Genomic DNA, 17,073 nt, shown 5'->3' with positions numbered 1-17,073 from the left:
GTCGGGTCACCTAAGGGTCCTCTTTCAGCCGGAACCGCTGTATCTTGCCGGTCTGCGTCTTGGGCAAGGCTGTGATAAACCGGACGGATCTTGGGTACTTATAGGGCGCGATGGTTGCCTTGACATGCTCCTGCAGCGCCTCTGCGGTGGTCTGATCCGCCGCCACGCCGTCGGCCAGTACGACATGCGCCTCGACGATATGCCCGCGCTCTGGGTCGGGCACACCGATCACGCCGCATTCCACCACCGTGTCATGGGACAGAAGGGCGGCCTCCACCTCCGGCCCCGCGATGTTATAGCCGGAGGAGACGATCATATCGTCATTCCGCGCGGCGAAATGCAGGTAGCCGTCCGCGTCCATCACGAAGGTATCGCCGGTGACGTTCCACCCGTCCTGCACGTAGAGGGACTGGCGTTCGTCCGCGAGGTACCGGCATCCCGTCGGTCCTTTCACGGCCAGACGTCCCGGCGTGCCGGTCGGCACGGGGGTGCCGTTCTCATCGATCAGGCGGACCTGGTAGCCGGTGACGGGTTTCCCCGTGCAGGCCGGTTTGTGGTCGTCGAAGCGGTTGGAGATGAAGATGTGCAGCATCTCGGTCGCACCGATCCCGTCGAGCATGGGTTTGCCAGTCTTGGTCCTCCATTCCTCGTAGACCGGGCCGGGCAGGGTCTCACCGGCGGAGACGGCGGCGCGCAGGCTCGACAGGTCGGCGCCGTCCTCCATGGCGCGCATCATCGCGCGGTAGGCGGTGGGTGCGGTGAAACAGACCGTGGCGCGGTATTTCTCGATGATGTCGATCATGTTCGGCGGGGAGGCGGTTTCGAGCAGGGTTGCCGCCGCGCCAAAGCGTAGGGGAAAGATTGCCAGGCCCCCGAGCCCGAAGGTGAAGGCCAGGGGCGGGGAGCCGACAAAGATATCCTCTGGTACCACGCCCAGAACCTCGCGCGCGTAGCCGTCCGCGATGATCAGCAGATCGCGGTGGAAATGCATCGTGGCCTTGGGATCGCCGGTTGTGCCGGAGGTGAAACCCAAAAGCGCCACATCATCCCGCCCGGTCTCGACCGCGTCGAACTGCACTGGTTTTTCAAGTGCCAGCCGGTCGAGTTCCGCATCGTGGTTGGAGGTGCCGTCGAAGCCCACCACGGATTTCAGGAACCTCGATCCCTTGGCGCAGGCCACCATCTCGTCCATCAGACGGGTGTCGCAGAGCGCGTGGGTGATCTCTGCCTTGTCGACGATCTGGGCAAGTTCGCCCGCGCGCAGCATCGGCATGGTGTTGACCACCACCGCGCCCGCCTTTGTCGCAGCCAGCCAGCAGGCCACCATCGCGGGATTGTTGGCAGAGCGGATCAGCACGCGGTTGCCGGGTTTGATCTTAAGGTCCTCGACCAGCGCGTGGGCCAGCCGGTTGGTCCAGTCGCTGAGCTCCTTATAGGTGCGCCGCCGCCCGTTGCCGATCAGCGCCGTGTTGTCCCCCATGCCCCGGGCGACCACCGCATCGGTCAGTTCCACCGCGGCGTTCAGCCGGTCGGGATAATCGAACCCCTCCAGCAGGAACTCGGGCTGCGCGTCGGAGGGCGGCAGGTTGTCCCGGGCGAAGGTGTCGGTATGTGCGGAAGGCCCCAGCATGGTTCACGCGTTGGCTTCGGGCGGCAGGAAATCGACGTCATGTTCGGCAGAGATGCGCGCGGCTTCCTCGGGGTCGGAGAGGTTGTGCAGCTGGTCGAAGAGGTCCTTGAGCTTGCCCATAGGCGAGACCCAGAAGAGCGCGCGGCAGGGTTTGTCGGACTTGTTGAAATAGCCGTGCGGAATGCCCTTGGGCATGCGGACCACATCACCGGGATAGGCCTTGGACCAGACCCCGTCGAGCTTCAGATCAAGCTCGCCTTCCTGCACGAGGATGAATTCGTCCTGCGTCGGGTGGATGTGTACGGGCACGAAATCGCCCGGGTTCGAATTGGTCTCGAAGGCAAAGGTGGTGTCGCAGATCGCCTTGGGGAAATAGGCCTGACCGAGGATGTTCCATTCGGTGCCGTCAAGGCCCGCGCCGTTTTTGGTGATGCCTTTTTCAAGATCGGTCATGGTATATTTCCTTTCGAGTGAATGGGTTACGTGCCCATGGTTTGACGCGCGATGATCACGCGCTGCACGTCCGAGGCGCCCTCGTAGATGCGCAGGGCGCGGATATCGCGGTAAAGCTCTTCGACCTTCTGACCCTTGCGCACGCCGTCGCCGCCGTGCAGCTGTACCGCGGTGTCGATGACTTTCTGAGCCTGATCGGTGCTGAAGAGCTTGGCCATTGCCGCCTCGCGGGTGACGCGCGGTGCGCCACTGTCCTTGGCCCAGGCCGCGCGGTAGATCAGCAGGGCGCTGGCGTCGATGTCGAGCGCCATATCCGCGATATGGCCCTGCACGATCTGCAGATCGGCCAGCGGCGCGCCTTGCACCTTGCGGGTCTGGATGCGGGTCAGGCTTTCGTCCAGCGCGCGGCGGGCAAAGCCCAGGGCCGCCGCCGCCACGGTGGAGCGGAAGACATCGAGCACCGACATGGCAATCTTGAACCCCGCGCCGCTGTCGCCGATGCGGGCAGAGGCGGGGAGGCGGACATCGGAGAAGCGCAGGGTCGCGAGAGGGTGCGGGGCGATCACCTCCAGTCGCTCGGTCACCTCGAACCCGGGCAGGTCTGCGGGTACGACGAAAGCCGAAAGCCCGCGCGCGCCGGGGCCGTCACCGGTGCGGGCAAAGACCGTGTAGACATCGGCGATCCCGCCGTTGGAAATCCATGTCTTTTCACCGTTCAGGATGTAGCTGTCGCCGTCGCGTGTGGCCGTCATGGTGGCATTGGCCACGTCCGAGCCCGACTGTGGTTCGGTCAGCGCAAAGGCGGCGATGGCCTCGCCGCGGCGCACCTTGGGCAGCCAGGCCTCCTTTTGCGCATGGGTGCCAAAGAGCGTGAGCGCGCCCGTTCCGAGACCCTGCATGGCAAAGGCGAAATCCGCGAGCCCGTCGTGGCGCGCCAGGGTTTCCCGGATCAGGCAGAGCGCGCGCACATCGAAGGCGGGGCCTTGCGGGGCGGCGTGTTCGAGGAATGTTTCCTGTCCCATCGCCGCGACCAGCGCGCGGCAGGCGGCATCGGTGTCGGCGTGGTCGATTTGCCGTGTGGCCCGCGCTGCCCAGTCGTCGATCCACGCGGCGAGGGCGCGGTGCTTGCCGTCGAAGAAGGGCCAGTCGAGAAAGCTCTTGTCTGCCATCAATCCCCCTCGAACACCGGTTTTTCCTTGGCCACGAAAGCGGTATAGGCGCGTTCGAAATCGCCGGTCTGCATGCAGATCGCCTGCGCCTGCGCTTCGGCCTCGACGGCCTGTTCGATCGACATGGACCATTCCTGCGCCAGCATCGTCTTGGTCATCATATGCGCGAAATTCGGGCCTGCAACGATCCGTTCGGCAAGGCTGCGGGCTTCGGTGGTGAGGTCTTCGGCGGGCACGAGACGGTTGTGGAAGCCCCAGGCGTGGCCTTCCTCGGCGCTCATCGACCGGCCCGTGTAGAGCAATTCCGCTGCGCGGCCTTGCCCGATGATCCGGGGCAGTATCGCACACGCGCCCATGTCGCAGCCGGCAAGGCCCACGCGCGTAAAGAGAAAGGCGGTTTTCGCCTCGGGCGTGGCGATGCGCATATCGGATGCCATGGCGATGATCGCGCCCGCGCCGACGCAGATGCCATCGATGGCGGCGATCACCGGTTTGCCGCAATTGATCATCGCTTTGACCAGATCGCCGGTCATACGGGTGAAGGTGAGCAACTCCTTCATGGTCATCCGGGTCAGCGGACCGATGATGTCGTGCACGTCACCGCCGGAACTGAAATTGCCGCCCGAGGAGGCAAAGATCACCGCATCCACATCCTCCGCATAGACCAGATCGCGGAACCAGTCGCGCAACTCCGCATAGCTGTCGAAGGTCAGCGGGTTTTTCCGCTCTGGCCGGTCGAGGGCGATGGTGGCGATGCGGTCGCTGATGGTGCAGTGGAAATGCTGTGGCGGGTTACGCATCGTCGGCGTCCTTTCTGTCAAGCGTCAGGGCGGTGCCCAGATCATCCGCCATGCGGCGGGTGTCGTCCGGGTCCAACCCGCCCAGAAGGTCGCTGACCCACTCTTCATGAGCCGCAGCCTGTCGTTCGAACTCGGCAATGCCGTTCCGGGTCAGGCGCACGCGCGCGGCACGCCGGTCGCCGGGCACCGCCTCGCGCAGCATGAACCCGTCTTCGGTCAGCCGGTCGACGATGCCGGTCACATTGCCGTTGGAGACCATCAGGAGCCGCGACAGCTCGCTCATCTTCATGCCCTTGGGATTGCGGTAGAGCGCCGACATGACGTCGAAGCGGGGCAGGGTGGTGCCGAAGCTCAGGCGCAGGCGTTCGCGCAATTCGGCCTCGACCAGACGGTTGATTTTCAGCAGCCGCAGCCAGAGGCGCAGATGCTCCTTGGAGGCGGGATCGGCGGAGGATTGATCTTGCGGTTTCATATCTCGCCCCCGGACAGGGCCAGGGCGTGGCCATTGACCATCGCGGCCCCGGGAGAGGCAAGGTAAAGCGCGGCAGAGGCGACTTCGTCGGTGGTGATCAGCCGTCCGATGGGGTTGTTGGAGACGACCATTTTGCGGGCGGCCTCCTCATCAAGGTCGCGGCCCTGCATCACACTGTTCACGGCGGCCTCGGCCATGGGCGTGTCGACAAACCCCGGACAGATCGCATTGCAGGTGATCCCCTTGCGCGCGACCTCATGCGCCACCGACCGTACGAGGCCCAGCACCCCGTGTTTCGAGGCCGCATAGGCGGCGATCCGGCCCCCGCCTTTCAGCGCTTGCGTTGAGGCAATGGCAATGAGCCGCCCGCCGTCGGCCATGTCGCGCAGGGCAGCGCGGAAGGTTAGGAAGGTGCCGGTGAGGTTGGTCGCCAAAGTGGTATTCCATTCCTCAAGGCTCACCTCGGTCAGTGGTGCTGCGCGTCCGCTGCCCACATTGGCGATCACCACATCAAAGGGCTGTGCAAAGAGCGCGTCGACGGCGGCCTCATCGGTGATGTCCGCTGGCACGCAGGTCATGCCGCGGCCTGCGTCGGTGTCGTGCAGGGCCTCCGCGCGGCGGCCCGCGATGGTGACGTGATCGCCTGCATCGGCGAAGGCGCGGGCAATGCCCCGTCCGATGCCCGACCCGCCGCCCGTGACCAGAACCCGTCTCATACCGCCCCTCCCATTTCCGCTTCGCGGTCCGCGAGGCGCCAGAGTTGGTCGCGGCCCGCCTCATAGGGCAGGGGCCAGGGCTGTGCCCGGTCGCCGATTTCTGCGCCCGCGTGCAGCGTCCAATAGGGATCGGCAAGATGCGGGCGGGCGAGGCAGACCAGGTCGGCGCGGCCCGCCATCAGGATCGAATTGACGTGATCGGGCTCGTAGATATTGCCAACGGCCATGGTGGCGATGTTGGCCTCATTGCGGATACGGTCGGAAAACGGCGTCTGGAACATGCGCCCGTAGACAGGCTTGGCCTGCGTCGAGGTCTGCCCGGCGGAAACGTCGATGATGTCGGCGCCTGCGGCGGAAAAGGCCTTGGCGATCTCGACGGCCTCTTCGGGCGTGACCCCGTCCGCGCCCGCCCAGTCACTGGCGGAGATGCGTACCGACATCGGCTTGGCCGCTGGCCAAACGGCGCGCATGGCGTCAAAAACCTCCAGCGGATAGCGCAGGCGATTGTCGAGGGGGCCGCCATAGTCGTCGTCGCGCCTGTTCGACAGGGGCGAGATAAACGACGAGATCAGATACCCATGGGCCGCGTGCAGTTCGATCATGTCAAAGCCCGCGCGGTCGGCCATTTCCGCCGCCGCGACGAATTCCGCCTTTACCGCGTCCATGTCATCGCGTGTCATGGCGCGGGGCACGGCGTTCTCCGCCGACCAGGGGATCGCCGAGGCGGAGATCAACCCCCAATTGTCACGCGCCAGTGGCCTGTCCATGCCTTGCCACGCCACATTGGTGGAGCCCTTGCGGCCCGAATGGCCAATCTGGCAGCAGATCTTGGCCCTCGTTTCCGCGTGCACGAAATCCGTCAGACGCCGCCATGCGGTTTCATGGTCGGGGGCGTAGAGACCGGGGCAGCCGGGGGTGATCCGGCCCTTGGCCGAGGTACAGGTCATTTCCGTATAGATCAGCCCGGCCCCGCCCTTGGCGCGCTCGGCATAGTGCACGAAATGCCAGTCGGTCGGACAGCCCTCGGCGGCCTTGTATTGCGCCATTGGCGAGACGACGACGCGGTTTTCCAGCGCCATGTCGCGCAGCTTGAAAGGCGCGAACATCGGCGCGCGCACCGGAGTCTCCGGCCCGCCGGCCTGGGTCTGGAACCAGCGTTCGGCGCTTTCGAGCCACTCCGGATCGCGCAGGCGCAGGTTTTCGTGGCTGATCCGCTGGCTGCGGGTGAGCAGGGAATAGTTGAACTGCACCGGGTCGAGGCCGAGGTAACGCTGCACCTCTTCGAACCACTCCAGCGAATTGCGCGCCGCCGATTGCAGGCGAAGGACCTGAACCCTGCGTTCCTCCTGATAAAGGGCAAAGGCCTCGGCCAGCGTGTTCTTGGTGGTGACGTAGTCGGCCAGCGCAATGGCGCTTTCCAGCGCCAGTTTCGAGCCCGACCCGATGGAGAAATGCGCCGAGGCCGAGGCGTCGCCCATCAGCACGACGTTCTCATGGCTCCAGTTTTCGCAGAGCACCCGGGGAAAGTTGATCCAGGCCGAGCCGCGGATATGGTTCGCGTTGGTCATCAGCGCATGGCCGTCCAGGTGGTCTTTGAAGACCTCTTCACAGACCGCGATGCTTTCCTGCTGGCTCATCTCGCCAAAACCATAGGCGTTCCACGTGTCTTCATCTGTCTCGACAATGAAGGTCGCCGTATCTGCATCGAACTGGTAGGCGTGTGCCCAGAGCCACCCTTTGTCGGTCTCTTCGAAGATGAAGGTGAAGGCATCGTCGAATTTCTGACGGGTGCCTAGCCAGACAAACTTGCAGGCGCGCATCTCGATGTTCGGCTTGAAGTGATCGGCAAACTCGCTGCGCGCGATGGAGTTCAGCCCGTCGGAGGCCACCACCAGATCGTAGCCTTTGGCAAATTCCGCAACGCTGTCGATGCTGTGTTCGAAGACAAGGGTCACGCCAAGCTCCCGGGCGCGCGCCTGCAGCAGAAGCAGCAGGCGCTTGCGCCCGATCCCGCAGAACCCGTGCCCGGTGGAGAGCTGTTTGCTGCCCCGGTAGAAGACCGCGATATCGTCCCAATAGGCAAAGTGATCGCGGATCGCCTTTGCGCTGGTGGGGTCGTTCTGCATCAGGTTGTCGAGGGTTTCGTCCGACAGCACCACGCCCCAGCCAAAGGTATCATCGGGCTTGTTGCGCTCAAAAACAGTGACATCCGCGTCCGGTTGGCGCAGTTTCAGCGATATCGCGAAGTAGAGACCCGCAGGCCCACCGCCGAGACATGCGACACGCATGAGCATCCCCTTTGCAGAAATCCGATTGCTGGTAGGGTAGGCGGGGGGTCAGACTATTTCAAGTCTGAAATTTTAAGCTTGAAATAAAAGCGGCGCGACCATAGGAATTTGGCGAACAGGAGGCCCATGTTCATCACCCCGCGCAGAGGAAAGGCCCGCAGATGACCGATGCCTATGATCCGGAAGACGATGGTGCCAAGATGTCCTTTTCCAAGGACATGAGCTATGGCGATTATCTGGGGATGGACGGCATTCTCGGGGCGGCCAGGCCGCTGTCCAATGCCCATGACGAGATGCTGTTCATCGTGCAGCACCAGACGTCGGAGCTGTGGATGCGGCTGGTCTTGCATGAATTGAGTTCCGCGCGTGCGCTGATGCTGCAGGGCAGGACACAGGAGGTTTTCAAGATGCTGTCGCGGGTCGCGCGCATCTTTGAGCAGCTCAACAACGCGTGGGATGTGCTGCGCACCATGACGCCGAGCGATTACACCGCCTTTCGCGAGGATCTGGGTCAATCCTCGGGGTTCCAGTCGCATCAATACCGGCTGATCGAGTTCATCCTCGGCAACCGCAACCGCGCGATGATGAAGGTGCATGAGCATCGCACGGAACTGCACCGGATGCTGGACTATGAGCTGACGCAGCCCTCGCTTTACCATGTGGCGCTGCGGCTGTTGGAAAAGGAGGTGGGCGCGACCTTTGACCCGGCGATTTTCCACATGGACACGCCGCATGCGCCGGACCCGGCGGTCATGGATGCCTGGACAACGGTCTACAGGGATCCACATGCGCATTGGACGCTTTATGATCTGGCGGAAAAACTGGTTGATCTCGAAGATTACTTCCGGCGCTGGCGGTTCAACCACGTGACCACGGTGGAACGGATCATCGGGTTCAAACGCGGCACCGGCGGTACCAGTGGCGTGAAATACTTGCGCCGCATGCTCGAAGTGGAGTTATTCCCCGAGCTGTGGCACCTGCGCGGAGGATTGTGATGAGTTTGCCGAAAAAGCACCTGTTCGAGATGCCCGAGGGCGTGATTTACCTCGACGGAAACTCGCTGGGGCCGCTGCCCAAAGGGGTCGCGGAGAAGGTGCAGCAGGCGGTTACTGACGAGTGGGGGCAGGCGTTGATCCGCGGCTGGAACGGCTGTGGTTGGATGGACCAACCGGCGCGCGTGGGCGACATGGTGGGGCGTTTTATCGGCGCGCCCGCAGGCAGCGTCGTCATGGGTGACACGCTCTCGATCAAGGTGTTCCAGGCCCTGTCTGCCGCGCTGGCGATGCGTCCGGACCGCCGGGTGATCCTGTCGGACACCGGCAACTTTCCCACCGATCTTTACATGGCCGAAGGGCTCATCCGGCTGAAGGACGCCGGGTACGAGCTGCGCAAAGTGGCGCCTGAGGATGTCGCGGACGCCGTGACCAGCGATGTCGCGGTGGTCATGCTGACGGAGGTGGATTACCGCACCGGGCGCAAACACGACATGGCGGCCATCACCAAAAAGGCGCAGGCCGCGGGCGCGGTGATGATCTGGGATTTGGCGCACAGCGCGGGCGCGTTGGAGGTTGACGTTACCGAGGCAGGGTGCGAATTCGCGGTTGGTTGCACCTATAAATATCTCAACGGCGGTCCCGGCGCGCCGGCGTTCATCTACGTGCGGCCGGATTTGACAGAGCAAGCGGAGCCAGCGCTGTCGGGCTGGCTGGGGCATAGCGCGCCCTTCGCATTTGATGTGACCTACACGCCCGCGCCCTCGATTGAACGGATGCGCGTGGGCACACCGCCGGTGCTGCAGATGACCGCTTTGGAAGAGGCACTGCGGCTTTGGGAAGACGTGGAGATGGCGGACATCCGCGCCGCCTCTCTGGCGCTTTCGGAGCAGTTCATCGCAGAGGTGGAAGACCGCTGCCCGGCATTGAGCCTGATCAGCCCGCGCGAGGGCGCGCGGCGCGGCTCGCAGGTGTCTTTCGCGTTCGAGCACGGCTATGCCGCCATGCAGGCGCTGATTGATCGCGGCGTGATCGGCGATTTCCGCGCGCCCGATGTGATGCGGTTCGGCTTCACGCCGCTCTATCTGGATGCGTCCGATGTGACCGCGGCGGTGGAGATCCTCTCCGACGTGCTGGACAACAGGCTGTGGGATGATCCGACGTATACGGCGGCCAAAAAGGTGACCTGAGAGGTCCGGGACCTGTCCATTTCTGGACTGCGTCGCCGTCCTGAGAAGATCGAAGACCGCCAAGACTGGGACAGGAACGCTCGCGGTTCAGGCATGGAAATTGCAAGTCGCGACGCTTCTCCCGATCAGGACATGGGCGGCGCGCAGGCAATGAGAAAAGGGTCGGTGGGAGCGTCGGGCGCGCAGGTAGAGAGCACGGGACGGTGCGTCACGACCCCTGCGCGGGAAACGCGGCGCGAATGGCGGTGCACATGGCCTCAAGGGCCGCGTTCTCCGGGGAGGTCGCCTTGGACAGAACAAGCTTCGACACCGGTGTCGGTCCGAAGGCCATCCCGTTGCTGATGTCGACCAGGCCCGGGGCGAGCGACGACCGTCCGAGCAGACCCACCGCGATCCCGGCTTCGACCGCGGCAATGACGCCTGAAACGCTCTGGCTGGAATAGACAACGCGGTAGGGCTTCCCCTGTGCCTCCAGCGAGGCGATGGCGGCGTCGCGCCACCAGCACTCATTGTCGAAGAGGGCAACCGGCAGCGGATCGGTGGTGGCGTGATCGCGTGTGGCGGAGGATACCCAGCACGTCGGGTCCTCCATCAGCAATTCCTCTCCCGCAGCCTGCGCTTCAACCTCATAGACCGCCAGATCGAGCGCACCTTTCCGCAGGGCCTCGGGGAAGGCGGAGCTCATCGCGCAGACGACATCCAGTTCGACACCGGGCTGGGCACGACTGAAATCCGCGACAATGCGGGCGAGCCTCTCGCGCCCATGATCATCGGGCACGCCCAGCCTGATCTTGCCTTCGACCGGCCCTTTTGCAATCCGTTGCAGGGTGGCATCAAGGCGCGCGGCGACATCTATGGCAATCGGCAGCAGGGTCTTGCCGACCTCGGTGGGCACGACACCCCGGCCGTGCCGTTCGAACACCGGGTGGCCGAGGATCTGCTCCAGCCGCTTGACCTGGATGCTCGTGGCCGACTGCGACCGGTGAATGCGCGCGGCACCCTCGGTCACGCTCCCGGCCCGGGCGACGGCGACAAAGGTCCGAAGGAGATCGCTATCCAGATTTTCCATTCGATTTTCCGATAGGTGATATCAAAACTATGCGTTTCATATATGCTATTCGGTGGATTTAGTCTACGGCCTCAAAGGAGACGCCGATGATCGACCAATCGATACCAACCCGGAAATTCACGCGCCGGCAGGGCATCCTGCTCTTTGGGGCTGCGCTGGCAGGGGGCGCAAGTCTTCTGTGGCCGGGCCACGCGCTGGGGGCCGCAGCCTTTGTGTTCTGGGGGCTCTTGTCCGTCGCCCCCATCGTCATTCCGGGCATCTTTCTGGCGGCATGGATCATCGCGAGCGGCGCAGACACGCGGATCGCGGGCGTCTTTGAGGCCAGAATGCTCCGGGCGGTGATGGCCGCATCGCTGATCGGGGCCATCACGCCGGTCTGCGGTGTCACCGTGCTGCCAATGATGGTGGGGTTGCTGGCGGCGGGCGTGCCGCTGGCCCCGATCATGGCGTTCTGGCTGTCCTCTCCGATCACCGACCCGGCCATGCTGGCGACCACAGCGGCAACACTCGGGATGAGTTTCGCAATCGGCAAGACCGTGGCGGCCTTTGGCATCGGGGTCTTCGGCGGCGGTGTCACGGCGCTTTTTTCCGGGCGCGCTTGGGCACAATCCGCATTGCGCAGCCGGGGGATTGCGCAAAGCCTGGCCCGGTCCCGCTGTGGCGACGACCGCCCGTTCGCGCCGCAGGTCTGGAAGACAGCGGACCGCCGGGCGGCGTTCGGGGCCCAGTTCCGCGCGACATCGCGTCTGATCCTGATCTGCCTGATCCCCGCCTTCGCGGCAGAATACGCCCTCAACGCAGCGCTCACCCCGGGGTCGCTTGCCGCCTATGTCGGCGAGGATCAGTGGTGGGCAATCCCGGCGGCGGTGTTTGTCGGCGCGCCCGCCTATATCGACGGCTACGCGGCCCTGCCCCTGACCCGTGGTCTGATCGACAACGGCATGTCGCAAGGGGCGGCGATGGCATTCCTGATCTCGGGCGGGGTGGTCAGCATCTGGGGCGCCATGGCGATCGCGCCGGTTCTGAAGCCGAAACCGTTCTTTCTTTATCTGGTGCTGGCAATCCTCGGGTCGCTGGGGGCCGCGTATGTCTTTGAGTGGGTTGTCTGAAAGCCGCTCTGCCACATGCGACGGCCTCAGCGAGACTGTAGAGGTCTGATCGCCCCTTTCCCAAACCCGTTCCGCCTCGGCGTCTGCGTTCTACGCTGATTTTTGTCCTGCCCGGTCGCCCCGGACGCCCCCTGGCGTCGGTCGTGTCACATCAGGGTCAGTGAAACCACTCGACCCGAGACACGGACAAAAGGACCCCATAATGTCGACATTCGATCCATCCGCCCTGCAGACGGCACCGGACAAAGCGATTGACACCTTCTTTGCAACATCACCCGCGCCCGCCGTCGTGATGGAGATTGCGCGCGGCGGGGTGTCCGTTGCCACCGCCCGCGGCACCGCAGACGAAAGCACGGGCGAAGCCGCCACCACGGATCACCAGTTTCAGGTTGGCTCCCAGACCAAGATGATGACCGGCGTTGTCGTTCTGAACCTTGTCGCCGAGGGGCGGATCGATTTCGACGCCCCGCTGAGCGATCAGATGGATATTGCTGGGCTGGAAGGCATCGCAAACATCGAGACCGTCACCGTGCGCCAGCTGCTGGCCAACCGCTCCGGCATCCCGGATTTCGACACGATACCGGGGGAGGAGGGGCTTCCGGCTTTCATCGAGATTCTCCTGGCGGATCCGACACGCCCTCTGCTTCCCGATGCGTTGCTGCAATTGACGTCGGACCATCCGCGGTCTTTCGCGCCCGGGCAGGCCTATGAATACTCCAACACGAACTTCCTGCTGTTGCAGAAGCTGGTGGAATCGGTGACCGGGCAGGAATTCGGGGCCGTGCTGGATGCACAGATTTTCGCGCCATCCGGAATGACCAACAGCAGCCTCGGCCCGCACAACGGGTCCGAGACGATGCTGCACTCCTACACCGATCTCGGTCTGGGTCGGGACATCGAGGTCACCGACGTGCCGATGCATTTTGGCGCGGCGGGGGGCGTGGTGTCGACGACCGGCGACATGATCCGGTTTCTCGATGCGCTGCTGGTGTCCAAGACCTTGCTGCCACCGGAGCAGCTCGCCGAAATACTCGATTTCCGCGCGCCGGATGGCACACCGGACCTGAACGGTGAAAGCTATGGGCTCTCCTCCGGGATCGTCTTCGGGCAGCAACTGATCGGCTTTCAGGGCGGGACGCTGGGCACAAACACCGCGACGTTCCTGCATGTCGAAAGCGGGACGATCATCTCCGTTGCGGCCACCCATTCCAATGCCGAACCGATTGACCTTTTCGTGCAGGCCTTTGCCGCCATCTTCAAGGATGACCACTGGGCACACTTCGACCCGGAGGCGGACACCTTCGAGATCGCCGGATCGGCTGCCGAGGTATCCCTGAGCGAGGGGGTCGATGTCACCGGTCACCCCCAAACAGTTCTGGAGCTGGATGGCGCAAAGCTCGCCTTCGAGGGCGCATTGGAAGACTTCGACACCGGCAGGATCAGTTTCGAGGATGGCTCCACCCTGTGGGTGGGCTCTGGCGGGCGGGATTATTTCGATGTTCTGCGCAGCGCAGAGGATGCTGCCAACGCGGACAACCAGCTGCTGGGATTGGAGGGCAACGACTATCTGAAAGGCGGTTTCGGCGATGATCGGATATCGGGCGGTGAGGGCCGAGACTATCTGCTGGGACGCGCGGGGGATGACAGTCTCGACGGGGGTGAGGGTCGCGACCTTCTGAAGGGCGGTGAGGGCAACGACATGCTTTCAGGTGGCGCTGGCAACGATCTGTTGCGCGGCGATGACGGCGACGACCGCCTGGATGGCGGCACCGGGCGTGATCAGCTGTCCGGGGGTGCGGGTGACGATCTGCTGACCGGCGGGGCGGATCGCGACCACCTGCGCGGCGGGGCGGGCGATGACACGCTGGACGGCGGGCGCGGCAACGATCTTCTCTGGGGCGGGCAGGGGGCGGATGTTTTCGTCTTCCAGTCGGACGCCGGGCAGGACCGCATTTTTGGCTTCAACCCGGAAGAGGACGTCCTGGACTTCTCAGCAACTGGCTTGGCGTTTGACGATCTGACCATCGACGCGCGCGGGCGCGGCTTTGTGCAGATTTCCTACGGAGAGAGCGAGATTGACCTCTTTCTTGCATCGCCCTGCGAATTGACCGAAGACGCCTTCGTTTTCTGAGCCCTGAACGACCGGGGCATCACCAGGCCGTTTTCCGGGGGCGCAAGGTCCCCGGAAACCACCGCGCCGAAAGATGAGAGTGACATGGACCCAACTCAGGGCATATCCGATCTGGAGACCTGGCGTCTCGCGCTGTCTGTCGGGCTGCTGATGATATCGGCGTTCTGCGCGCATCTGCTGCTTTTGCCGGGCCCCTTCCGGCGGACCCGCCTGCCGCTGGGGCTGTTCTTTCTGTCGAACGTGTTTCGGCTTCTGGCCCTTCCGGCGGAGCATCTTCTGCCCGGGGATGGCATCTCGGTCCTGGAGATTGCGCTGGAACTGATCGAGGTGCCGATGAGCATGGTTCAGCCCTTCCTGCTCTGGCTCTACGTCCGGCGGCTCACATTTGATCCGACCGTGGTGAAAGTGCCACTTCGGCTGAGATGGCACCTCTTGCCGGTTGTCTTTGCCTGTGCGGTATATCTCTTTGTGTTGGCGCAACAGATTGCCCTTGGTCATCCTGTTCTTGGTGCGCGCGCGCAAAGCCTGCAGGGCGCGGCAGTTGCCTGTCTCTGGGCCGCGACCATTCTTTTCTACGCACTCCTTCCTGCCTACGCCGGTCTGACACTCCGGCGTCTGCTCATCTACAGGACGCGGTTGAAGGATCTCTACGCCAGCACGCTCGGGCGGGAGCTTCGATGGATTTGGTGCCTGACCGGGGCCGTTACGCTGTTCTGGACCTTCAACCTGTTGGGCATCCTCGCGGAGGCAATCGGTGGCTGGACGTGGTTTGTTGCCTCCGAAGGGTCATTCTACGTCAGTGCCTTTGCGCAGATCGCACTTTTGTGGGCGATCGCGATCTGGGGTACCCGCCAGCAGCCCGGCATACGCAGCCCTGCCCGCGCCGCCGAAACGCGCACTACCCCTCAGGCGGAATTCAGGAAATACGGCAAATCCGGGCTTGATCCGAGGACACTTGCCCGGATTGCTGCCCGGATCGAGACGGCGATGACTCGTGATCAGCTCTATCAGAACCCGGATCTGTCCCTGTGGGATCTTGCCGACAAGGTCGGGGCCAAGCGACACTATGTCTCGCAGGCGCTGAATGAAGAGCTGGGGCGCAGTTTTTTCGACTATGTGAACAAGCACCGGGTTGAAGCCGCAAAGGCGCAGCTGCGATCAACCGATGATTCCATCCTCGCGATCACTTACGACGTCGGCTTCAACTCGCGGTCGGTGTTTTACCGCGCCTTTCGGGACGAGGTCGACATGACCCCGTCGCAATACCGCAAGAGCGGACCGGGTGAAAAGCAACAGCAGCCTCAATGACCGCCCCGCGTGAGCGGTTGCGTTTGATCCTGCCGGAGCAGGTGGCTTCAACGGCCGTCTGTTTTTCGCACATCCGGTGGTGCGGTGGTGCCGGTTTCGTGATGAGAGGTCGGTGACTATGTCACCGAAGCCTGCCGCCTGTCTGTGGGATAGAGCGAATAGTCAAGTGAAGGAGATATCCAATGCAACTCTCAAGAAATCTCGGGACAGCAGATCGTGTGATCCGCCTTGTCGGTGGTGCGGCACTGGTGGTTCTGGCGCTCATGGGGACCATCGGGCTCTGGGGCTGGGTCGGTCTTGTGTTCGTGGCCACCGCCTTTGTGAACTTCTGCCCGATCTACCGCCTCGTCGGTCTCAAGACCTGTTCGGATTGCTAGGCGCCTGCGCCCTCGGGACACGTTGAAACAAACGGCTTAGCCTGTCAAAGATGCGGCATTCATGGATGGTGCATCATGACACGGACCGGCAACAGACATCATAGGCCAAGGGCCCGGGGCAGGGCCGATGCAGGTCGTGCCCGATGACCGGCCAGGGCACACCCTGGGTCGAGCGGTTTCCCGGCCTCTCCCGCCTTGCGCCGGATACCAAGGAGTTGCTGCTGTCGCAAAGCGGCCTTGTAGAGGTGCCGCCCAAAACGGTCATCTTCGGACCCGGCAAGTCGCCCGAAAACATGCTGTTCCTGCTGGAGGGCACGGTGCGGGTGCAGCAAGTCTCCGACACGGGCCGCGAGATCGTGCTCTACCGGATCCATGCAGGTGAGAGCTGCGTGCTGACCACGGCCTGTCTGCTGGCCTATGAGGATTATTCCGCCGAAGGAATTGCGGAGACCGCGGTACGGGCGGTGGCTGTGCCACGCCGGGTGTTTGACGACCTCGTGAGCCGGTCGAAAGCCTTTCGCGAGTTTGTCTTTGCAGCCTTCGCCAAGCGGATCACCGATTTGTTCCTGATGGTGGACGAGGTGGCGTTCCAGCGGATGGATGTGCGCCTTGGTCAGCGTCTCCTCGCGCTGGCGGATGCGGCGGGCGCGATTGCGACCACGCACCAGAAACTCTCGGTGGAGCTTGGCACCGCCCGCGAGGTGGTGTCGCGGCAGCTACAGGAATTCCAGCGGCGCGGCTGGGTGCAGCAATCGCGTGGCAAGGTCACGATATGCGACAGACCCGCGCTGGAAAATCTGGTGGAAAACCACGGATAGGGTAGGCTGTCGGTGACAATGTCACTGAGATCCGGGCGGCGGCTGGGTAAAATGCTCTCAACATCTGCGCGACCCCCGTCGCAGGACCCATCGAAACACGGAGCCGCTCCGAATGCTGATCGAAACAGAGTTCACCCCCATACAATCGCTTGCAGGCGGCGTGCTGATTGGCACGGCGGCCGTGCTGCTCATGGGTCTGATGGGCCGCATCATGGGGGCCACGGGTGTTCTGACGGGCCTGATCGTGCCGCAAGGGTGGCCGGACTGGTCGTGGCGCGCCGCCTTGATCCTCGGCATGATCAGCGGGCCGATTTTTGTCTTTGCGCTGACCGGGCAGATGCCGGCGGTGCAGGTGCCGGTGAGCCTGCTCATGCTGATCATCGGCGGCTTTCTGGTTGGGGTCGGCGTCACCTATGGCGCGGGCTGCACGTCCGGGCACGGGGTCTGCGGTATGGCGCGGCTGTCGCCCCGGTCGATTGCAGCAACGGTAACCTTCATGGTCGCCACCGGTGTGACCGTTTTCATCATTCGACATGGGATTGGAGGATAGG

16 protein-coding genes are annotated in these 17,073 nt (G+C 63.6%); 8 read left to right on the top strand and 8 right to left on the bottom strand.

Annotated elements, in window-relative coordinates:
* Positions 1 to 10: 10 nt before the first annotated feature.
* Genes ISX84_RS20585 through ISX84_RS20555 form a run of 7 tightly spaced genes read right to left on the bottom strand, consistent with a single transcriptional unit; the run spans position 11 to position 7,528 of the window.
* Complete coding sequence (locus ISX84_RS20585) at positions 11 to 1,630, bottom strand: AMP-binding protein (protein WP_195822292.1); 1,620 nt, start codon at positions 1,628 to 1,630, stop codon at positions 11 to 13.
* Between the two features lie 3 nt (positions 1,631 to 1,633).
* Positions 1,634 to 2,083, bottom strand: a complete 450-nt coding sequence (locus ISX84_RS20580; RefSeq protein ID WP_195822291.1) for a cupin domain-containing protein — start codon at positions 2,081 to 2,083, stop codon at positions 1,634 to 1,636.
* Positions 2,084 to 2,109: 26 nt separating this feature from the next.
* Positions 2,110 to 3,252 (bottom strand): acyl-CoA dehydrogenase family protein, encoded by a 1,143-nt coding sequence (locus ISX84_RS20575; RefSeq protein ID WP_195822290.1) that lies wholly within the window; start codon positions 3,250 to 3,252, stop codon positions 2,110 to 2,112.
* Positions 3,252 to 4,052: an enoyl-CoA hydratase family protein gene (locus ISX84_RS20570; RefSeq protein ID WP_195822289.1), complete on the bottom strand. Its 801-nt coding sequence runs from the start codon at positions 4,050 to 4,052 to the stop codon at positions 3,252 to 3,254. Before ISX84_RS20570 ends, ISX84_RS20575 begins: the two co-directional genes overlap by 1 nt.
* Positions 4,045 to 4,524: a MarR family winged helix-turn-helix transcriptional regulator gene (locus ISX84_RS20565; protein WP_195822288.1), complete on the bottom strand. Its 480-nt coding sequence runs from the start codon at positions 4,522 to 4,524 to the stop codon at positions 4,045 to 4,047. Before ISX84_RS20565 ends, ISX84_RS20570 begins: the two co-directional genes overlap by 8 nt.
* Positions 4,521 to 5,240 carry an SDR family NAD(P)-dependent oxidoreductase gene (locus ISX84_RS20560; RefSeq protein WP_195822287.1) on the bottom strand — a complete coding sequence of 240 codons (720 nt, stop codon included), beginning with the start codon at positions 5,238 to 5,240 and terminating at the stop codon, positions 4,521 to 4,523. The genes ISX84_RS20565 and ISX84_RS20560 overlap by 4 nt, the downstream gene beginning before the upstream one ends.
* The gene (locus tag ISX84_RS20555; protein ID WP_195822286.1) at positions 5,237 to 7,528 is read right to left on the bottom strand and encodes a bifunctional salicylyl-CoA 5-hydroxylase/oxidoreductase; all 2,292 of its coding nucleotides are present in this window, start codon (positions 7,526 to 7,528) and stop codon (positions 5,237 to 5,239) included. The genes ISX84_RS20560 and ISX84_RS20555 overlap by 4 nt, the downstream gene beginning before the upstream one ends.
* A 161-nt stretch (positions 7,529 to 7,689) precedes the next feature.
* On the opposite strand from ISX84_RS20555, the gene ISX84_RS20550 reads away from it, so the two are divergent.
* Positions 7,690 to 8,523, top strand: a complete 834-nt coding sequence (locus ISX84_RS20550; protein WP_195822285.1) for a tryptophan 2,3-dioxygenase — start codon at positions 7,690 to 7,692, stop codon at positions 8,521 to 8,523.
* On the top strand, positions 8,523 to 9,710 hold the full coding sequence (kynU, locus tag ISX84_RS20545) for a kynureninase (RefSeq protein WP_195822284.1): 1,188 nt from the start codon (positions 8,523 to 8,525) through the stop codon (positions 9,708 to 9,710). Before ISX84_RS20550 ends, kynU begins: the two co-directional genes overlap by 1 nt.
* Positions 9,711 to 9,918: 208 nt before the next feature.
* On the opposite strand, the gene ISX84_RS20540 is transcribed toward kynU, so the two are convergent.
* Positions 9,919 to 10,779: a LysR family transcriptional regulator gene (locus ISX84_RS20540; protein ID WP_195822283.1), complete on the bottom strand. Its 861-nt coding sequence runs from the start codon at positions 10,777 to 10,779 to the stop codon at positions 9,919 to 9,921.
* Between the two features lie 86 nt (positions 10,780 to 10,865).
* On the opposite strand from ISX84_RS20540, the gene ISX84_RS20535 reads away from it, so the two are divergent.
* The 6 genes from ISX84_RS20535 (at position 10,866) to ISX84_RS20510 (ending at position 17,072) form a co-directional block, all read left to right on the top strand.
* A complete protein-coding gene (locus tag ISX84_RS20535; RefSeq protein WP_195822282.1) occupies positions 10,866 to 11,888 on the top strand; it encodes a permease in 1,023 nt (340 codons plus the stop codon).
* Between the two features lie 202 nt (positions 11,889 to 12,090).
* A complete protein-coding gene (locus ISX84_RS20530) occupies positions 12,091 to 14,019 on the top strand; it encodes a serine hydrolase (protein ID WP_195822281.1) in 1,929 nt (642 codons plus the stop codon).
* An 84-nt stretch (positions 14,020 to 14,103) separates the two neighbouring features.
* Positions 14,104 to 15,327 (top strand): helix-turn-helix transcriptional regulator, encoded by a 1,224-nt coding sequence (locus ISX84_RS20525; protein ID WP_195822280.1) that lies wholly within the window; start codon positions 14,104 to 14,106, stop codon positions 15,325 to 15,327.
* Between the two features lie 182 nt (positions 15,328 to 15,509).
* On the top strand, positions 15,510 to 15,704 hold the full coding sequence (locus ISX84_RS20520) for a YgaP family membrane protein (RefSeq protein ID WP_195822279.1): 195 nt from the start codon (positions 15,510 to 15,512) through the stop codon (positions 15,702 to 15,704).
* Positions 15,705 to 15,847: 143 nt separating this feature from the next.
* Positions 15,848 to 16,522 carry a Crp/Fnr family transcriptional regulator gene (locus tag ISX84_RS20515; protein ID WP_195822278.1) on the top strand — a complete coding sequence of 225 codons (675 nt, stop codon included), beginning with the start codon at positions 15,848 to 15,850 and terminating at the stop codon, positions 16,520 to 16,522.
* A gap of 112 nt (positions 16,523 to 16,634) precedes the next feature.
* Positions 16,635 to 17,072, top strand: coding sequence for a YeeE/YedE family protein (locus ISX84_RS20510; RefSeq protein WP_195822277.1), 438 nt, complete (start codon positions 16,635 to 16,637; stop codon positions 17,070 to 17,072).
* Position 17,073 lies beyond the last annotated feature (1 nt).

The sequence above is a fragment of the Roseobacter sp. MH60115 genome (genome assembly GCF_015644665.1).
Lineage (GTDB): Bacteria > Pseudomonadota > Alphaproteobacteria > Rhodobacterales > Rhodobacteraceae > Roseobacter.
Note: the sequence above shows the minus strand (reverse complement) of the source record. Positions and strands in the feature narration are given on the sequence as shown.